This window comes from Roseibium sp., from assembly GCF_048260565.1.
GTDB lineage: Bacteria > Pseudomonadota > Alphaproteobacteria > Rhizobiales > Stappiaceae > Roseibium.
On the sequence record NZ_JBLXGP010000017.1, the window covers coordinates 118,486 to 134,974 of the forward strand.

Here is a 16,489-nt window from a genome sequence, read left to right on the forward strand (position 1 = left end):
GGGCCCTGGAAAGCAAAAGCTTCACCATTTCAATGGGATTAGAGCCTCGGCTCGCCGGTCCCGGATCTTCGCTGACGCTTCGTCCGGGACGACCAGATCAAGGTTTGTCATCAGCCTCACGCGCCCGCCCCTCGAAGGGGCGGGCGCGATCCGCTTGTTACATCTTGCACTCGCCGTGGAAGCTGTCGGCGTAATCCTTGACGATGGTCCGCTTGGCGGTCGTCCAGTACTTGCCGTCCTCCCGCTTGGCCACTTCCAGCAGGTGGAAGTCCTGAACGGGGTAGTGGTTGTTGCTGAAGGAGAAGGATCCGCGCACGGAGGGGAAATCCGCTGCCTCGAGTGCGGCGCGCATCGCATCCTTGTCGCTGACGTCGCCACCGGTCTTTTCCAGTGCGCTGGCGATCAGCATGGCCGTGTCGTAGGACTGGGCGGCGTAGCCGCCCGGAACATAGCCGTATTTCTTCTCGAAGGCGGAGACGAAGGCCTGGTTGGTTTCGTTCTTCATGTCCGGCGCCCAGTTACCGGCGGACAGGAAGCCGACAGCGTCGTCCTTCTGGCCCGGCAGGGTGGTTTCATCGGTGGTGAAGACGGAGGTGAACTTCATGCTGTCGCCGAGGCCTGTCGCCTTGAACTGCTTGACGAGACGCACGCCCATGCCGCCGGGCATGAAGGTGAACAGCGCGTCCGCGCCTTCCGTGGAGATCTTGGCAAGCTCGGACGAGAAGTCCTGATGGCCGAGCGGCGTATAGATCTCGTCGACCACTTCGCCCTTGAAGGTCTGCTTGTAGCCGGCGACGTTGTCGCGGCCTGCCTGATAGTTCGGCACCATCACGACGACCTTCTCGAAGCCTTCCTCGTTGGCGATCATGCCACTGACTTCGGCGTTCTGGTTGTTCTGGTAGGAGGTGACGAAGAAATAGGGATTGCAGTTCTTGCCGGCGAAGGTCGACGGGCCCGCGTTCGGGCTGATCAGGAAGGTTTCCGACTGGATCACCGGCTTGAAGATCGCCTGCAGCATGTTGGAGAACACGGTGCCGACCACAAAATCGACCTCGTCACGCTCGACCAGCGACTTCGCCTTGAGCAGGGCGACGTCGGGCTTGAGTTCATCGTCTTCCACGATCAGGGAAACGGCCTGTCCGCCCAGCTTGCCGCCGTTCTGTTCCAGCGCGAGGTTGAAACCGTCGACGATCTGCTGGCCGAGGGCTGCCGGCGGGCCGGACAGGGTGACGACCATCCCGATCTTGACGTCCTCGGCGAGTGCTGCCGACGACAGCGCGGTGTTCATTGCCAGCGCCGCTGCCAGGCTTGCAAATGTGATTTTCGTCGTTGCTTTCATAATCATTCGTCCTCTTATGCCCCCCTCCGGGGCTGGTTTAATTTCAGTCTCAAACTTTGTTCGGAACCGGTTTTTTAGTTTTTGTCTTTTCCCGGTTCCGGGCCGACGCCCGTCCCTGACGGTCAGGCGTCTTCCTTCGTGGCGAAGCCGGCCATCTTTGCGTAGCCTTTGACGATCGCCTTGCGGTCTTCGTATCCAAGCACATCGTCGACGTTCTCGAAACGGCGGGGGCTCCGCTTTTCGACTTCGTCGATCACGCGCTCGGGTCCGCCGATCCGGTTGGTGCGCACGACCTCGGCGGTTTTGGGCAGCCGGTCCTGCTCGTAGCGGTAGAGCGCTTCGCGCGGATGTTCGGCCGCCGCCATTTCGTCGGCAAGGCAGCGCGCATCCAGAATGGCCTGCGCGGCGCCGTTGGAGCCGACCGGATACATCGGGTGGGCCGCATCGCCCAAAAGCGTAACCCGGCCATGGGTCCAGCGCGGCAGCGGATCCCGGTCGGCCATCGGATATTCGTAGATCGCGCTGCTGGAACGCACCAGCGCCTCGATATCGATGCCCGGCACGTGGAAGCGCTTCGCATAGGGCAGCACCTTGGAGAGCGGCGCCTGTTTCGACCAACTTTCCGGCGGCGGCGGCGACACCGACGCATCGGCGACGCGCACGTTCACCACCCAGTTCATCAGCTGCCGGCCGTCCTTGGCGGGCGCGATCGGGTAAAGCACCAGCTTCGCGCCCAGGCCGCCGGCGATGGCCATGGTCTCGCCGTCTTCCCAGACCGGCCATTCGGCGGCACCGCGCCACATGACGACACCGGTCCAGCTCGGCCCGCCCTCGTTCGGATAGAACCGGCGCCGGCCGACACTGTGGATGCCGTCGGCGCAGACCAGCACCTCGGACCGCAGGGTCGTCGAGCTGAGGCCGTCGGCCGTGTCGGTGAAATGGGCCGTCACCCCGGCCTCATCCTGGACGAAGCCCGACAGGCGCAGGCCGGTCAGAACGGCGTCCGGTCCCATGCGTTCCACGGCCGCATCGTAGAGCACCTTCTGCAGCCGGCCGCGGTGGATGGAGAATTGCGGGTGGTCGTGGCCGGCGTGCATGCCGCGCGGCTCGCGCCAGACTTCCTGGCCGATGCGGGTCAGGTAGCGCAGCTCGCGGGTGCGCAAGCCGACCTCGTCCAGCCGGGGCAGAAGGCCCAGTTCGGCCAGTTCGGCGATGGAATGGGGCAGCGTGTTGATGCCGACCCCGACCTCGCGTACTTCCGACGCCTGTTCCACGACCTGCGCCTTGATACCGCGCTTGTGCAGCATCAGGGCAGCGGTCAGACCGCCGATCCCGGCGCCTGCGATCAGGACCGTCATTGGCCCGCGCCTTCTTCCGGCGGCAGGAAATCGATGGCATGGGCGGCGGAGACGGCGACGATCTCCGCCGGATCGGCGTCCGGCCCCATATTGTGAAGCGCCCAGAACAGATCGTAGAGCTGCGCGGTCGGGGTAACCCAGAACAGCGTCTTGATGGTGCTGTCGGACTTGTTGAAGATGCCATGGGGAATGCCGCGCGGCAGCTTCACCAGATCGCCCGGCTCGCCGACGACCGGCTTGCCGTCGAGCAGGAAATCGAAGCGGCCTTCCAGGATATAGAGAAATTCGTCCTGGTCCGGGTGAATATGCGGCGGCACGAAGGTTCCGGGCGGCAGGGTGGCGTGCCAGGAAAAGCACTCCTCGGTCATCTGCTTGGGCACGTAGGTCTGGCCCAGAATGTTCCAGCTGATTTCGTCGAGACCTTCGCGGGACTTGACGATCCCGGGAGCCATGGTGGTCATTTTTGTCCCCTTACTCACTGTACTGTTTGACACCTGAGCCGCCTGCGCCCGGACCGGCGCGCCGGTGCCTGCCTCTTCCTTGAACGGGCCGACAAAGGCGGCGGTGATCGGCGATGCCGGATCCTTCAGGCCTTCGATGATGGTGAAATGGTTGTGGTCGCCTTCGACCTCGCAGCGCACCGGCACGTCCAGTCCCGCCCACATGTCGGCCAGAAGACGGGTCTGGCGGATGAACTCGGGCCGTTCGCCCCCGCCCACCCAGCAGGTCAGCGGCGTGGCGGCCGCCGGCTGCGCCAGAACGGCGCTTTCGGCACGGGCCTCGTCGAGATCCAGGTGGAGGGTCTCGTTCATCTCGGTGTTGAGCAGCGGGCGCAGGTCATGCAGGCCGCTGATCGACAGGACATGGACGATGCGTTCGCGCACGGCATCCGGCAGCGGGCTGTCCGTGCAGAGCATACGGGTCGCCAGATGTCCGCCGGCGGAATGCCCGCTGAGGCGGATCGGGCCGTCGATGAGCTTGGCGGCCGTGGAAATGGCGCGGCCGACCTGGGCGGTGATCTCGTGGATCCGCGCTTCCGGCGTCAGGGTGTAGCTGGGCAGGCAGACCGCCCAGCCTTCGGCCCGGGCGCCTTCGGCGAAATCCGTCCAGTGGCCCTTTTCCAGCCGCATCCAGAAGCCGCCATGGATGAACACGGCCAGTCCCTTGGGCGTGTCTTCCGGCCAGACGATGTCGAATTTTTCCCGCGGGTGGCTGCCGTAGGAGACGTCCAGGTCGAGGCGATGCCCACCCGCCTGCAGCTTCGCCCTGTAGGCGGCGGCGCGCTCGGCCCAGAAGCCGGGAAGCTCGGCGGAATTCTCGACGTGTTTCATATTCGCGAAGGCGTCGTCCCAGTCGCGCAAAGGTGGCAGTATCATGTGGGCCGTCCTGTTGGATACTCGGTACTGTTGGAGGCTGTTGTCGGTCACGTGACCTTTTAAAGGGCGCAGGAGCCGTCCGAAGGCTCTACGCAGGGTTCGAAAGGGTCTTTTCCGGCTCACGTCGCATCGGGGGGAGGCAGGAAGTTCACTTCGCGCAAGGCCGACAGGCGCACCAGTTCCGCCGGGTCTGTGACCCCGTCCAGCTCGGTGAACAGCTCGTAGAGCTTGCGCGCCGGCGACACGCCGAAGACGCAGGTCGCCGTCTTGCCGGAGCGGTTGAAGATGCCGTGGGCGATGCCGCGCGGCATCCTGACCGTGTCGCCCGGACCGGCCTTGGCATGCTCGTCGGGGAACTCCACGTCCAGCTCGCCGTCGATCATGTAGATCCACTCGTCCTGGGTCGGGTGGATGTGCGGGGGAACGAAGGTGCCGTCGGGAATGGTGGCGTGCCAGACAAAGGCATCCTCCGTCAAAAGCTTGGGCACATAGGTGTGTCCCACCACGTTCCAGGCCAGGCCGTTCATGCCGCCTGCGGCCTTCAACACGCCTTTTTCCATTGTCCGGACTCCTGTCATTGCAAGCTCCTCCTACACTGCAACGCTTTCCCGCAAGCCGTTATCCAAAAAACGAACGCCTCGTTCCGGCATAAATTTTAACCTTGAAGCACATCGGAACTCGTGCGCTAAATTGATCGGGGAAAACCCGTATTTGCAGCGTTGGGGAACGAATGGCCGCACAAGAGGCTTTGGCGACGAGGGAATTTTTCGCGCAGCACCCGGTGGTGCGCACGCGCGACATGGACGAAGCGCGGCACATCGTGGCCCGCAAGCTGTGCGACCACAAGCTGGAGATCAACGGCCGCCGCTCCGGGCTTTTCGTCCGCCACAACGCGGTGACCGGCAAGAACATTTCCGTCAATTACCTGCGCTACGGCGCCGACGTGACGGTGGACCCGGGACAGCTCGGCTCGTTCTACCTGTTTCAGGTGCCGCTTTCAGGCTGTGCAAATATCAGGCACCGTGGCGAGGAAATGACCGCCACCACCGAAATGGGCGCCATCCTGAACCCGGATCGGGGCGCGGTGCTGCACTGGGCGCGCGACTGCAGCAAGCTGCTTCTCCAGGTCGACAAGACCCAGCTGGAAGAGGTGGCCCGGTCGATCACCGGCGCGCCCCTGCCCGGTCCGATCCGGTTCCAGATGCAGGTCGATCTGACCAACGGGCCGGGACGGCAGCTGAAACGCCTCGTCATGGCCTGCGCCCAGGCGACCGAAAACGGCGACCTGTTTGCCGGTCCGCTGGCGGCAAAGGACCTGAAGGCGGAAGAGGACCTGGCCCATGCGCTGCTGACCCTTCAGCCCAGCAACATCTCGCACATCATCGAGCGCTCGGACCGGCGCGCCAATCCGCGGGAAATCCGGATCGCGCTGGAATACATGCACGCCAACCTGGGCGAACCGATCACGCTGACCGACATCGCCCACGCGGCGCGCATGAACGTGCGGACGCTACAGAAAGGCTTCCAGCGCATCTACGGCCAAAGCCCGATGCAGGCCCTGCGCAACGCGCGGCTGGACACCGCCCATTACATGCTTTCCGCCCGGCGCAATCCGCCCAGCGTCAGCGAGGCCGCCCATACCTGCGGCTTCTCCCACCTCAGCCGGTTCTCCTACTACTACAAGGAACGCTTCGGCCACCTGCCGAGCGACCAGCGCTGAGGGGTGTTGGGAAGGGACCCGAAGGGTCGAGATCATGTGTGCCGGCACATGGCGTTCACCGGCCTGAATTCAGACATTCGGCAAGCCGTTGGCATGCGTTGATCCCGCACGTATCACATGTCTTCACCCATCCGGCAAAAATCTTAATAGTTCAGAAGGCACGTTTACGAGCCCGGTCCACAAATGTCGGACGGTAACGGCTTTATCCTTGATTCCCTTACGTGAGTAGCGTTCCATAACAGGGGTTGTGCGCTCAAATTTCACAACGTCGGACGTTGCAAATATTGCCGCCCGCAATATTCGCGGGCCAGTTCACTCACGAAGCAGGGATGTTCCGCCATGAAAACCGTGTCCTGTTCGCGCCTTCTCGGTATCGGCTTGCTTTCCGCTCTGGCCGCGCCTGCCGCCATGGCCCAGACAGCGGAAGAGAAGGTTCCGGAAAACCCGCTCAAGGAAGCCTATTTCGGTGAGCAGCATGTCCATACCGGCGTCTCGATGGACGCATTCATCGCCGGCAACAGGCTGACGCCCGACGACGCCTACCGCTTCGCCCAAGGCGAGGAGATCATGGTCAACGGCAGCCTGCACAGGATCAAGCGTCCGCTCGATTTCGTCGCGGTGACCGATCATTCGGAATTCATGGGCGAGGCCTACAGCCTGATGAACAAGGGTGCTCCGGGCTATGATAACGAGATTGCGGTTGCCTTCCGCGAGGCGCCGGACCTGAAAACGGCGCTTGGCCTCTACAACCAGTATGTGCTGACACCGCTCGCCGGCGGCGGAAATCCCCACCCCGCATTCTTCCAGGGCGAGGAGGCGATCAAGACCACCTGGCAGAAGAATTTCGAGGCAACGGAAAAGCACTATAAGCCGGGCGTCTTCACCACGATCCACGCTTACGAATGGACCTCGGCACCCGGCGGTTCAAACCAGCACCGCAACGTCTTCTTTCGCGACAACAACATTCCGGACGCACCGTTCTCGTCGAACGAGGGTGCCGATCCGGAAATGCTCTGGGCCTGGATGCAGACCCAGCGGGATGCGGGCAAAAAAGTCTTCGCCATTCCGCATAACTCAAATGAATCCAAGGGCCTTCTGTTCGCCGAGGCGAGCCTGACCGGTGTGCCGATCGGCAAGGACTACGCCGAGAGGCGCGCCAGCATGGAGCCGCTGATCGAAATGATGCAGGTCAAGGGCAATTCCGAGGTGGTGCCGAACTTCTGGCCCAACGATGAATTCGCTGACTTCGAGAACGCTGTCAGCCTGCAGAAATTCAGCGGCCGCGGATACGTGAAGGAGAATTTCGTCCGTTACGGGCTGGGGCGCGGGATCAAGTACCATGCCCAGTTCGGCGTGAACCCGTTCAAATACGGCTTCGTGGGCGGCACCGACAGCCACAACGGGACGCCCAGCAACGTGGAGGAGGACAACTACACGGTTGGCAGCCATGGTTATGCGGACCAGACAGCGGAGGTTCGCGCGACGGCCATGCTTGAAGGCGAAATGCGGATCGCCGACGCGAGCCCCGGCGCCCTCACCGCCGTCTGGGCCGAATCCAATACCCGCGGCGCGATCTGGGATTCCATGCTCGCCAAGGAAACCTTCGCCACCAGCGGCCCGCGCATGAAGGTCCGCGTCTTTGCCGGCCGGGGCTTTGCCGACCGCTACGACAGTTACGAGGCGATGGTCACCGACGGCTATGCGAAGGGCGTCCCCATGGGTGGCACCTACACCGGGGCCGACGCACCGCAATTTCTGGTCTGGGCGATGAAAGACCCGATCGGACCGAACCTCGACCGCATACAGGTCATCAAGGGCTGGTACGAGAACGGGGAAATGAAGGACACGATCTACAACGTTGCGGCCTCGGGCGACCGGCTTCAGGCGGACGGCAGCGTCACCCCGATCGACGCGCCGATCAACATGGAAACGGGTGCGTTCAACGCCGAGAAAGGCGACCCGGAACTAATGACGGTGTGGACCGATCCGGACTGGAATCCCGACCAGGAGGCCTTCTACTACGTTCGTGTGCTGCAACTGCCCACCGCGCGGTGGACGCTCTATGACGAGCTGCGCGCGGGCGTCAAATATCCGGACGACGTCAAGCGCCAGATCGTCGAGCGTGCCTGGGCCTCGCCGATCTGGCACGAGGTGGACTGAGCCATTCGATGCTGAAACAGATCGCAAGGGAGCCGCTCGTCCATTTTATCGTTTTGGGCGGGCTGCTCTTCGCCGCGTGGTCTCAGGTCGGGCCGCAGGAAACGACCGAACCCGACGACAATGTGATTGTCGTCGACCAGACCCGTCTGGACCATCTCAAGACGCTCTGGAAGGCGCAATGGAAACGGGACCCCGCGCCGCAGGACGTGGCGGCGATCCTTGACCGTTACCTGCGCCAGGAGGTGTTCTATCGCGAGGCCCTGAACATGGGCCTCGACAAGAACGACGAGATCATCCGCACCCGGCTGTCGCAGAAGATGGAAGCGGTGGCGAGCGATCTCAGTACGCTGATGCAGCCGCCGACGGATGAGCAGCTCCGCGCCTTTCACAAGGAGCATCCTGACCTTTTCACCCTGCCCCCGGCCTTCGCCTTCCGACAGGTGCTCTATCTGCCATCAGAGGCGGCGGAGGACAATCTCGACGTTACTCTTGCGGCGCTGCGTTCGGGCGGCGACGTTCCGCCGGACCGGCTGCGCAAGCTTTCGGTGCCCTCCGACTGGCCGCTGACCCCGGCGCAGACGGTGGAAAATTCCTTTGGCGGGGGCTTTGCCAAGGCCCTGTCGGACCTGCCTGTGGGCACTTGGTCGGGGCCTGTGCGCTCCGGGCTCGGACAGCATCTGGTGCTGGTAAGCGAGAACCAGTCCGCCCGGCTCGCTCCGTTCGAGGACATCCGCGACTTCGTCGCCCGGCAATACGAGTATTATTCCGTGCTGGACGCACAGAAGCGGATGTTCCACGAGCTTCTCGACAAATACGAGGTCCGCATCAGCGCCGAAGGCGTCCCGGCGGCGGTAATGAAAGACTATGTGCGGCCATGATCACGCGCCTGCTCGCCCTTGTCTTCCTGAGCCTTGCTGCATTGACCCGGCCGCTGCAGGCGCACGAGATAAGACCCGCCTATCTGCAGATCGACGAACGGGCGCCTCAGCACTACGAACTGATGTGGAAGGTGCCGACCAGAAACGGGATGTTGCAGGATATCCGCCCTGATTTCGGCGCCGGCTTCACGCTGACCCGGCAACCCGACGAGACCGTCGTGAACGGCTTCGCCATCTTCCGCTATCGCCTGACCGGCGACACCGCGCTGGCGGGTGCCACGCTCCGGATCAACAATCTGGAACGCACAACGATCGACGCGCTGGTCAAGGTCTCGATGCTTGACGGGACCCGTTACAGCTTCCTGTTGCGGCCTCAGGACAGTTCGGTCCGGATCCCGGAGACGCCCTCTGCATGGCGGGTGGTGCGGACCTGTACGCGGCTCGGCGTCGAACACATCCTAGAAGGCGTGGACCATCTGGCCTTCGTTGCTGCACTGATGCTGGTCGTGCGCGGCTGGCCCATGCTCCTGAAGACGGTCACCGCGTTTACCGTGGCCCATTCGATCACTCTCGGGCTGGCGACATTCGGCTATGTCTCGCTGCCGCCGCCTCCGGTCGAAACCCTGATCGCGCTCAGCATTCTGCTGGTGGCCGTCGAGGCCGTCCACCTGCGGCGCGGCCGCTACAGCCTTGCCGTCCGCTGGCCGTGGATCGTCGCCTTCTCCTTCGGCCTGTTGCACGGGTTCGGTTTCGCCGGTGCGCTGAAGGAGATCGGCCTGCCCCACGGCGATATCCCCCTCGCGCTGCTTTTCTTCAATATCGGCGTGGAACTCGGGCAGCTCGCTTTCATCATGGCGATCCTGGCCGCGGTGGCGATGCTTCGCCGGCTGGTCGCCCTACCGCAAGCCGCGCCGATCGGTGCCGCCTACGGGATCGGAACCCTCGCCGCCTTCTGGACAATCGAGCGCCTGGGGCAGATGTTTTTCTGAAGGGGGCGCGGTCATTAAACGCTTCCGCCCGGCATGATGACGACCGCGCAGGCTGATAGCCGTCTTTCGGTCCTGCGATCTCAACTTTCGGAAGATATTGTTCGAATGGCAGGGTCCCGAACGAAGCCGGACGCAGAGGTCGATTTCTAAGGAAATTCCTCTTCACGAGAAGGAGATGGTGGAGCCAAGGGGAATCGAACCCCTGACCTCTACAATGCCATTGTAGCGCTCTCCCAACTGAGCTATGGCCCCGTTTCTCCATGAGCCGGCTTGGGTTTCCGGCGTCGATGCGGGCGGAACATAGTCGTGCCGTCCGCATTGATCAAGCAGAATTTCAAGGGATTTCAAATTCGCGTTGTGGAAAAGGCCGCGAGCGAAAAAATCCCTTGAAAATCCGTCGTTTAAGCTTCGCGGTCGTCCTCGCGTTCGACGCGGATGCCGGGAACGGCGGCGTCGTCCTCATCCTCGTCCTCGATGAAGACGTCGTCGTCCGCGGTATCGTCATCGCCCAGATCGACTTCCTCTTCGTCGTCCAGATCCGGCACGTCGTCATCGCCGCCCTCGGCTTCGGCATCCGCCTCTTCCAGGGTCACGATTTCCGGCGCGTCGTCGTCCTCTTCATCTTCTTCCTCGACGACTTCCGCCGCCTTGGCCGCCTTGGCGGAGCGGGAGACCATCACGATTTCGAAAATCGTACCGCATTTCGGGCAGGTGATCGGGTCCCGGTTCAGGTCGTAGTATTTCGCGCCGCAGCTTGGGCACAGCCGCTTTGTGCCAAGTTCAGGTTTTGCCACTGTGCTAACCCTTCGTCTTCTTGAATTGGTGGCGCCCCATAGCCCTGTTGCGCCCCGGTGTCAAAGGCAAATCAGCCCGTCCATCAGACTCACCCATTGTTCTGCACGAGACGAGACAAATTTCAAGGAGTGAGGCGGATGACGAACGCCGATCCACATGATAGGGAGATGCTCCCTTAAAAACAGTGCATAATCGGGAACCCGCAATGTCCCACGGTTCTACACCGCATCCCCTCACCGCAGGCCAGGCCGGGCCTCTTGCCGGCACGATCCGCGTTCCCGGCGACAAGTCGATTTCCCACCGCGCCCTGATGTTCGGCGCGCTCGCCGTGGGCCGCACGACGGTAACGGGCCTGCTTGAGTCGGAAGACGTGCTGGCGACCGCCAACGCCATGCGCGCCGTCGGCGCCACCATCGAAAAGCAGGATGACGGCAGCTACACGGTCGACGGTATCGGCCTCGGCAGCCTGCTGGAACCGGAAAGCGTGATCGATTTCGGCAATGCGGGTACCGGCGTGCGCCTGACCATGGGCATCCTCGGCACCCACGACATTGCCGCCACCTTCGTCGGCGATGCATCTCTGTCCAAGCGGCCGATGGGCCGGGTGCTCGATCCGCTGCGCGACATGGGCACCAACGTGATCGCGCGGACCGGCGACCGGCTGCCCGCCTCGATCCGGGGCGCACGCCAGCCGCTGCCGATCACCTACCGGGTGCCGGTGCCTTCCGCCCAGGTGAAATCCGCCGTGCTGCTGGCCGGGCTCAACGCGCCGGGCGAGACCACCGTGATCGAGCCGATCGCGACCCGCGACCACACGGAAAAGATGCTGGCCGGTTTCGGTGCGGAGATTTCCGTGACCCTGAACGAGGCAGGCGAGCGGGTGATCAAGCTGAAGGGCCAGCCGGAGCTGAAGCCCCAGGACCTGGAAGTGCCGGGCGATCCGTCGTCCGCCGCCTTCCCGATCGTGGCCGCCCTGATCGTGCCGGGCTCCGACGTGACGGTCGAAAATATCCTGCTCAACGAACACCGCACCGGGCTGATCACCACACTGATCGAAATGGGCGCGGATATTCAGATCCTCAACGAGCGCAATTCCGGGGGCGAGCGGGTCGGCGACATCCATGTGCGCCACTCCAAGCTCAAGGGCGTCACCGTTCCGCCGAACCGTGCGCCGTCGATGATCGACGAATATCCGGTGCTGGCGGTGGCCGCCGCCTTTGCCGAAGGCGACACCCATATGCCGGGCGTCGAAGAACTGCGCGTGAAGGAATCCGACCGTCTGGCCGCCGTGGCCCGCGGGCTGGAAGCAAACGGCATTCCCTGCATCGAGGCCGAAGACGCACTGACCGTCACGGGCGGGGCCAGTGGGGTCGATGGCGGGATCGGCGGCGGCACGGTCGTCACCCATCTCGACCACCGCATCGCCATGTCGTTCCTGGTGCTCGGCCTTGCGAGCGCCAAGCCGGTGACCGTGGACGACGGCGCAGTGATCGCCACCAGCTTCCCGACCTTCACGAGCCTGTTTGCAGATCTCGGCGCGACCATTTCCGGGTCGGAAAGCGAGGCGGCATGATTATCGCCATCGACGGACCGGCCGCATCGGGCAAGGGCACGCTGGCGCGCCGGCTGGCCGATCACTTCGGCCTGCGCCATCTGGACACCGGCCTGACCTACCGGGCGGTGGCCGCGGCCCTGCTTGCCAAGGGCTTGCCGCTCGGCGACGAGAAGATCGCGGTGGAGATGGCGCGCCATCTGGATCTGGCCAACATGGACAAGTCCGTGCTGTCGGCCCACGAGATCGGCGAGGCCGCCTCCCGCGTGGCGACCCTTTCCGCCCTTCGCACGGAACTGGTGAAGCTGCAGCAGCGCTTCGCCGAGGCACCTCCGGGCGCCGTTCTGGACGGCAGGGACATCGGCACGGTGGTCTGCCCGAATGCCACGGTGAAGATGTTCGTCACCGCCTCGCCGGAAGCGCGCGCGCGGCGGCGGACGGACGAGCTTTTGTCCAAGGGCGAGGTGGCCGACTACAAATCCATCCTGGCGGATCTGAAGCGGCGCGACGAACGCGACAGCCAGCGCACGGTGGCGCCGATGAAGCAGGCGGACGATGCGCACTTGCTTGATACGACAGAAATGGATATAGAGACCGCGTTCCAGGCGGCTGTGGATATCGTTACGCAGGCCTGCAACGCGTAAGCGCCCATCATATTCACGGGTGTCGCGGGGTTCACCGTCAGGTGCGCCCCCTTTCGTGTTCGGTCGGTATCGCCGGGTTTCCCGGTCTTCACCATCCCGGGAACACCATTCGGCAAGGCATGACACATGCCTTGAGACGAGACCGGATCTTCCGTCTCTCGCCCCGCCGGCCCATCCCGCGCAACACGCTTAAAGGGATGGCAGGATGCGTGACATGCATCCCGGGGGTCTGAGGATCCGGAGTGCAACACAAACCCGCCGGCGGCTGCCAGGAATGGCATCAGGAGTTTCAATGTCTGATCTTAATCCCTCCACCGAGGATTTTGCGGCTCTTCTCGAAGAGTCCTTTACCCATAACGACATGTACGAAGGTGCGGTCGTCAAGGGCATCGTTGTCGCAATCGAAAAGGACCTCGCCGTCATCGACGTCGGCCTGAAGGTCGAAGGCCGCGTGCCGCTGAAGGAATTCGGCGCCAAGGGCCGCGACGGCGAAATGAAAGTCGGCGACGAAGTCGAAGTTTATCTTGAGCGCGTCGAAAATGCGCTCGGCGAAGCCGTTCTGTCGCGCGAAAAAGCGCGCCGCGAGGAAAGCTGGGTTCGCCTGGAAGTCGCCTTCGAAGCGAACGAAAAGGTTACCGGCCAGATCTTCAACCAGGTCAAGGGCGGCTTCACCGTCGATCTCGACGGCGCCGTGGCGTTCCTGCCGCGTTCCCAGGTCGATATCCGTCCGGTGCGCGACGTGACACCGCTGATGCACACCCCGCAGCCGTTCCAGATCCTGAAGATGGACAAGCGCCGCGGCAACATCGTGGTCTCCCGCCGTGTCGTTCTGGAAGAAACCCGCGCCGAACAGCGTTCGGAACTGGTCCAGAGCCTGGAAGAAGGCCAGACCGTGGAAGGCGTGGTCAAGAACATCACCGATTACGGTGCGTTCGTGGACCTCGGCGGCATCGACGGCCTGCTGCACGTCACCGATATCGCGTGGCGCCGCATCAACCATCCGTCGGAAGTTCTGTCCATCGGCCAGACCGTCAAGGTGCAGATCATCCGTGTCAACCAGGACACGCACCGCATCAGCCTTGGCATGAAGCAGCTTGAAACCGATCCGTGGGACGGCATCGAAGCCAAGTACCCGCTCGGCGCCAAGTTCACCGGCCGCGTGACCAACATCACCGACTACGGCGCATTCGTCGAACTGGAACCGGGCATCGAAGGCCTGATCCACGTGTCGGAAATGTCCTGGACCAAGAAGAACGTCCATCCGGGCAAGATCGTTTCCACCTCTCAGGAAGTGGAAGTGATGATCCTGGAAGTCGACCCGGTCAAGCGCCGGATCTCGCTCGGCCTCAAGCAGTGCCTGCAGAATCCGTGGGAAGCTTTCGCCGAACAGTTCCCGGTCAACACCGAGGTCGAAGGCGAAGTCAAGAACAAGACCGAATTCGGTCTGTTCATCGGCCTCGAAGGCGATGTCGACGGCATGGTGCACCTGTCCGACCTGGACTGGAACCGTCCGGGCGAGCAGGTCATCGAGGAATACAAGAAGGGCGACATGGTCAAGGCCGTGGTGCTTGATGTGGACGTCGAGAAAGAGCGTATCTCTCTCGGCATCAAGCAGGTTGGCGGCGATCCGATGGACTCCGCTGCTGCCGGCGAAATTCGCAAGAATGCCGTCGTCACCTGTGAAGTCATCGAGATCAAGGACGGCGGTCTGGAAGTGAAGATCGCAGACAGCGACCTGACGGCCTTCATCCGCCGCGCAGACCTGTCCCGCGACCGCGCCGAACAGCGTCCGGAACGGTTCGCCGTCGGCGACAAGTTCGACGCCCGCATCACCCAGTTCGACAAGAAGACCCGCCGCGTGTCCGCGTCCATCAAGGCGCTGGAAATCGCAGAAGAGAAGGAAGCAGTCGCTCAGTACGGCTCCTCCGATAGCGGCGCGTCCCTCGGCGACATCCTGGGTGCCGCCCTCAAGAAGGCCGGCGACGACGAATAAGACCGGCCCAGCCGATCTTACACACGACATCGAAAAGCCCGGCGGAAACGCCGGGCTTTTTGCGTTCCGCCAGTGTCTGACCCGGCTTCGGCACTACCGCCTGCACCCGTCTCCCCCCTTGAGGGGGAGATGTCACCTATGGTGACAGAGGGGGGTAACGACAGCAGTGGAATACTTGGGCGCTTTATTTTGCCGAGAAGCCCAACACCCCCCTCTGTCCGCTGACGCGGACATCTCCCCCTCAAGGGGGGAGAGAGGCGCAAGCGGCATGGCTAATGCTCACCCTGCCCCCTTTGGGGGCGAAGTTTGCAAGTGGCACGGCATTTTGGCGCATCGGCGGGCGGTCACCCTTTACGCCGCCGCTCTGCCGCGATAGGAAAGGCGCCGAGATGTATACATGGCGGCTGCACCCGGCGGCCGCGGCAATGGAGGAAATACATGACCAAGCCTGTCACCGGAGCCCCTTATCGCGCAGATCACGTCGGCAGCCTGCTGCGCTCCGACGCCGTCAAGGCGGCCCGCAAGGGATACTTCGAAGACAAGACCGTGACGGCCGAGGAACTGAAGGCCGCCGAGGACGCGGCCATCGTCGATGTCATCAAGATGCAGGAAGAGGTCGGTCTGAAGGCCGTGACCGACGGCGAGATCCGCCGCTCCTTCTGGCACTATGACTTCATGGGCGGCCTGACCGGTCTCGATCTGGAAGAGCGCGACGAGGGCGTCCAGTTCGCCGGTGTCAAGCTGCGCCCGATCTTCCCGACGATCACCTCCAAGCTCGACTTCCCGGACGACCACCCGATGATCGAGCACTACAAGTTCGTCGCGGAAAACACCAAGGTCCAGCCCAAGATCTCCATTCCCGGCCCGTCCTGCTGCCATTTCCGCACCGACCCGAAGGACATCGCGCCGGCCGAGTACAAGGACCTGGACGTCCTGTTCGCCGATCTGGCCAAGACCTATGCCAAGGCGGTGAAGGCGTTCTACGCCGCCGGCTGCCGCTACCTGCAGATGGACGACATCTTCTTCGCCTACCTGTGCGACCCGAAGCATCGCGCGACCAAGCAGGAACTTGGCCAGGATCCGGACATGCTGATCGAAAAGTATGCCTGGACCATGAACGAGGCGATCAAGGACCGCCCGGCGGACATGAAGATCGGCATGCACCTTTGCCGTGGCAACTTCGTCTCCACCCACGCGGCCGAAGGCGCCTATGACCTGGCCGCCGATGCGATCTTCAACAAGACCGGCATCGACATCTACTTCATGGAGTACGACACGGACCGTGCCGGTTCGCTGGAGCCGCTGCGCCTGCTGCCGAAGGGCGACAAGCGCGTGCTGCCGGGCTTCATCACCACCAAGACGCCGGAACTGGAAAGCCTCGACGACCTGAAGAAGAAGTTCGAGGAAGCCTCCAAGTACTGCGACATCAACCAGCTCGGCATCGCGCCGCAGTGCGGTTTCTCCTCCACGGAAGAAGGCAACAAGGTCACCATGGACGACCAGCGCCGCAAGCTGGAACTGGTGGTCAAGACCGCCGAAGCCATCTGGGGCGGCGTCGACAAGTAAGCGGTCCGTTTCACGACAAACATCAAGGGCGGCCCCGCGGGCCGCCCTTCAGACTGCTGACAAACCCCTGGCGTTAGCCGGGGGTTTTTGATTCACTGTTTTGATGTTGAAGAAGCCCG

13 protein-coding genes, 1 tRNA gene and 1 pseudogene are annotated in these 16,489 nt (G+C 63.1%); 8 read left to right on the top strand and 7 right to left on the bottom strand.

Features of this window, described 5'->3' with window-relative positions:
- Positions 1-157 precede the first annotated feature (157 nt).
- From ACN0SO_RS25085 to ACN0SO_RS25105, 5 genes and pseudogenes are all read right to left on the bottom strand, one after another.
- Positions 158-1,339, bottom strand: a complete 1,182-nt coding sequence (locus ACN0SO_RS25085) for an ABC transporter substrate-binding protein (protein WP_417682325.1) — start codon at positions 1,337-1,339, stop codon at positions 158-160.
- 122 nt (positions 1,340-1,461) lie between these two features.
- Positions 1,462-2,697: a flavin-dependent oxidoreductase gene (locus tag ACN0SO_RS25090; RefSeq protein WP_417682297.1), complete on the bottom strand. Its 1,236-nt coding sequence runs from the start codon at positions 2,695-2,697 to the stop codon at positions 1,462-1,464.
- On the bottom strand, positions 2,694-3,158 hold the full coding sequence (locus ACN0SO_RS25095; protein WP_417682327.1) for a cupin domain-containing protein: 465 nt from the start codon (positions 3,156-3,158) through the stop codon (positions 2,694-2,696). Before ACN0SO_RS25095 ends, ACN0SO_RS25090 begins: the two co-directional genes overlap by 4 nt.
- A gap of 384 nt (positions 3,159-3,542) precedes the next feature.
- Positions 3,543-4,073 (bottom strand): annotated as a pseudogene (locus tag ACN0SO_RS25100) (alpha/beta hydrolase); the annotation flags it as partial.
- Between the two features lie 119 nt (positions 4,074-4,192).
- The gene (locus tag ACN0SO_RS25105; protein WP_417682299.1) at positions 4,193-4,651 is read right to left on the bottom strand and encodes a cupin domain-containing protein; all 459 of its coding nucleotides are present in this window, start codon (positions 4,649-4,651) and stop codon (positions 4,193-4,195) included.
- Between the two features lie 152 nt (positions 4,652-4,803).
- Here ACN0SO_RS25105 and ACN0SO_RS25110 point away from each other — a divergent pair, with 152 nt between their 5' ends.
- The 4 genes from ACN0SO_RS25110 to ACN0SO_RS25125 all read left to right on the top strand — a co-directional run bounded on the left by ACN0SO_RS25110 (position 4,804) and on the right by ACN0SO_RS25125 (position 9,820).
- Positions 4,804-5,793 carry an AraC family transcriptional regulator gene (locus ACN0SO_RS25110; protein ID WP_417682301.1) on the top strand — a complete coding sequence of 330 codons (990 nt, stop codon included), beginning with the start codon at positions 4,804-4,806 and terminating at the stop codon, positions 5,791-5,793.
- A gap of 339 nt (positions 5,794-6,132) precedes the next feature.
- Positions 6,133-7,953 carry a DUF3604 domain-containing protein gene (locus ACN0SO_RS25115; RefSeq protein ID WP_417682303.1) on the top strand — a complete coding sequence of 607 codons (1,821 nt, stop codon included), beginning with the start codon at positions 6,133-6,135 and terminating at the stop codon, positions 7,951-7,953.
- 8 nt (positions 7,954-7,961) lie between these two features.
- Positions 7,962-8,831: a peptidyl-prolyl cis-trans isomerase gene (locus ACN0SO_RS25120; protein ID WP_417682305.1), complete on the top strand. Its 870-nt coding sequence runs from the start codon at positions 7,962-7,964 to the stop codon at positions 8,829-8,831.
- Positions 8,828-9,820 carry a HupE/UreJ family protein gene (locus ACN0SO_RS25125; protein WP_417682307.1) on the top strand — a complete coding sequence of 331 codons (993 nt, stop codon included), beginning with the start codon at positions 8,828-8,830 and terminating at the stop codon, positions 9,818-9,820. Before ACN0SO_RS25120 ends, ACN0SO_RS25125 begins: the two co-directional genes overlap by 4 nt.
- Positions 9,821-9,996: 176 nt before the next feature.
- On the opposite strand, the gene ACN0SO_RS25130 is transcribed toward ACN0SO_RS25125, so the two are convergent.
- A tRNA-Ala gene (locus ACN0SO_RS25130) sits at positions 9,997-10,072 on the bottom strand.
- A 149-nt stretch (positions 10,073-10,221) separates the two neighbouring features.
- Complete coding sequence (locus tag ACN0SO_RS25135) at positions 10,222-10,614, bottom strand: TIGR02300 family protein (RefSeq protein WP_417682309.1); 393 nt, start codon at positions 10,612-10,614, stop codon at positions 10,222-10,224.
- 206 nt (positions 10,615-10,820) lie between these two features.
- Between ACN0SO_RS25135 and aroA the strand changes: the two genes are divergently transcribed.
- The 4 genes from aroA to ACN0SO_RS25155 all read left to right on the top strand — a co-directional run bounded on the left by aroA (position 10,821) and on the right by ACN0SO_RS25155 (position 16,370).
- The gene (gene aroA, locus ACN0SO_RS25140) at positions 10,821-12,188 is read left to right on the top strand and encodes a 3-phosphoshikimate 1-carboxyvinyltransferase (protein ID WP_417682311.1); all 1,368 of its coding nucleotides are present in this window, start codon (positions 10,821-10,823) and stop codon (positions 12,186-12,188) included.
- Entirely contained in the window at positions 12,185-12,811 is a 627-nt protein-coding gene (gene cmk, locus ACN0SO_RS25145) for a (d)CMP kinase (protein ID WP_417682313.1), read from the top strand. The genes aroA and cmk overlap by 4 nt, the downstream gene beginning before the upstream one ends.
- A gap of 292 nt (positions 12,812-13,103) precedes the next feature.
- Positions 13,104-14,804 carry a 30S ribosomal protein S1 gene (gene rpsA / locus ACN0SO_RS25150; protein WP_417682315.1) on the top strand — a complete coding sequence of 567 codons (1,701 nt, stop codon included), beginning with the start codon at positions 13,104-13,106 and terminating at the stop codon, positions 14,802-14,804.
- Between the two features lie 438 nt (positions 14,805-15,242).
- On the top strand, positions 15,243-16,370 hold the full coding sequence (locus tag ACN0SO_RS25155; RefSeq protein WP_417682317.1) for a 5-methyltetrahydropteroyltriglutamate--homocysteine S-methyltransferase: 1,128 nt from the start codon (positions 15,243-15,245) through the stop codon (positions 16,368-16,370).
- The last annotated feature ends 119 nt before the right edge of the window (positions 16,371-16,489 follow it).

Bases quoted from the DNA above. Each gene is read 5' to 3' on its own strand.
- ACN0SO_RS25085 (WP_417682325.1), bottom strand. From the start codon at position 1,339: ATGAAAGCAACGACGAAAATCACATTTGCAAGCCTGGCAGCGGCGCTG.
- ACN0SO_RS25090 (WP_417682297.1), bottom strand. From the start codon at position 2,697: ATGACGGTCCTGATCGCAGGCGCCGGGATCGGCGGTCTGACCGCTGCC.
- ACN0SO_RS25095 (WP_417682327.1), bottom strand. From the start codon at position 3,158: ATGACCACCATGGCTCCCGGGATCGTCAAGTCCCGCGAAGGTCTCGAC.
- ACN0SO_RS25105 (WP_417682299.1), bottom strand. From the start codon at position 4,651: ATGACAGGAGTCCGGACAATGGAAAAAGGCGTGTTGAAGGCCGCAGGC.
- ACN0SO_RS25110 (WP_417682301.1), top strand. From the start codon at position 4,804: ATGGCCGCACAAGAGGCTTTGGCGACGAGGGAATTTTTCGCGCAGCAC.
- ACN0SO_RS25115 (WP_417682303.1), top strand. From the start codon at position 6,133: ATGAAAACCGTGTCCTGTTCGCGCCTTCTCGGTATCGGCTTGCTTTCC.
- ACN0SO_RS25120 (WP_417682305.1), top strand. From the start codon at position 7,962: ATGCTGAAACAGATCGCAAGGGAGCCGCTCGTCCATTTTATCGTTTTG.
- ACN0SO_RS25125 (WP_417682307.1), top strand. From the start codon at position 8,828: ATGATCACGCGCCTGCTCGCCCTTGTCTTCCTGAGCCTTGCTGCATTG.
- aroA (WP_417682311.1), top strand. From the start codon at position 10,821: ATGTCCCACGGTTCTACACCGCATCCCCTCACCGCAGGCCAGGCCGGG.
- cmk (WP_417682313.1), top strand. From the start codon at position 12,185: ATGATTATCGCCATCGACGGACCGGCCGCATCGGGCAAGGGCACGCTG.
- rpsA (WP_417682315.1), top strand. From the start codon at position 13,104: ATGTCTGATCTTAATCCCTCCACCGAGGATTTTGCGGCTCTTCTCGAA.
- ACN0SO_RS25155 (WP_417682317.1), top strand. From the start codon at position 15,243: ATGACCAAGCCTGTCACCGGAGCCCCTTATCGCGCAGATCACGTCGGC.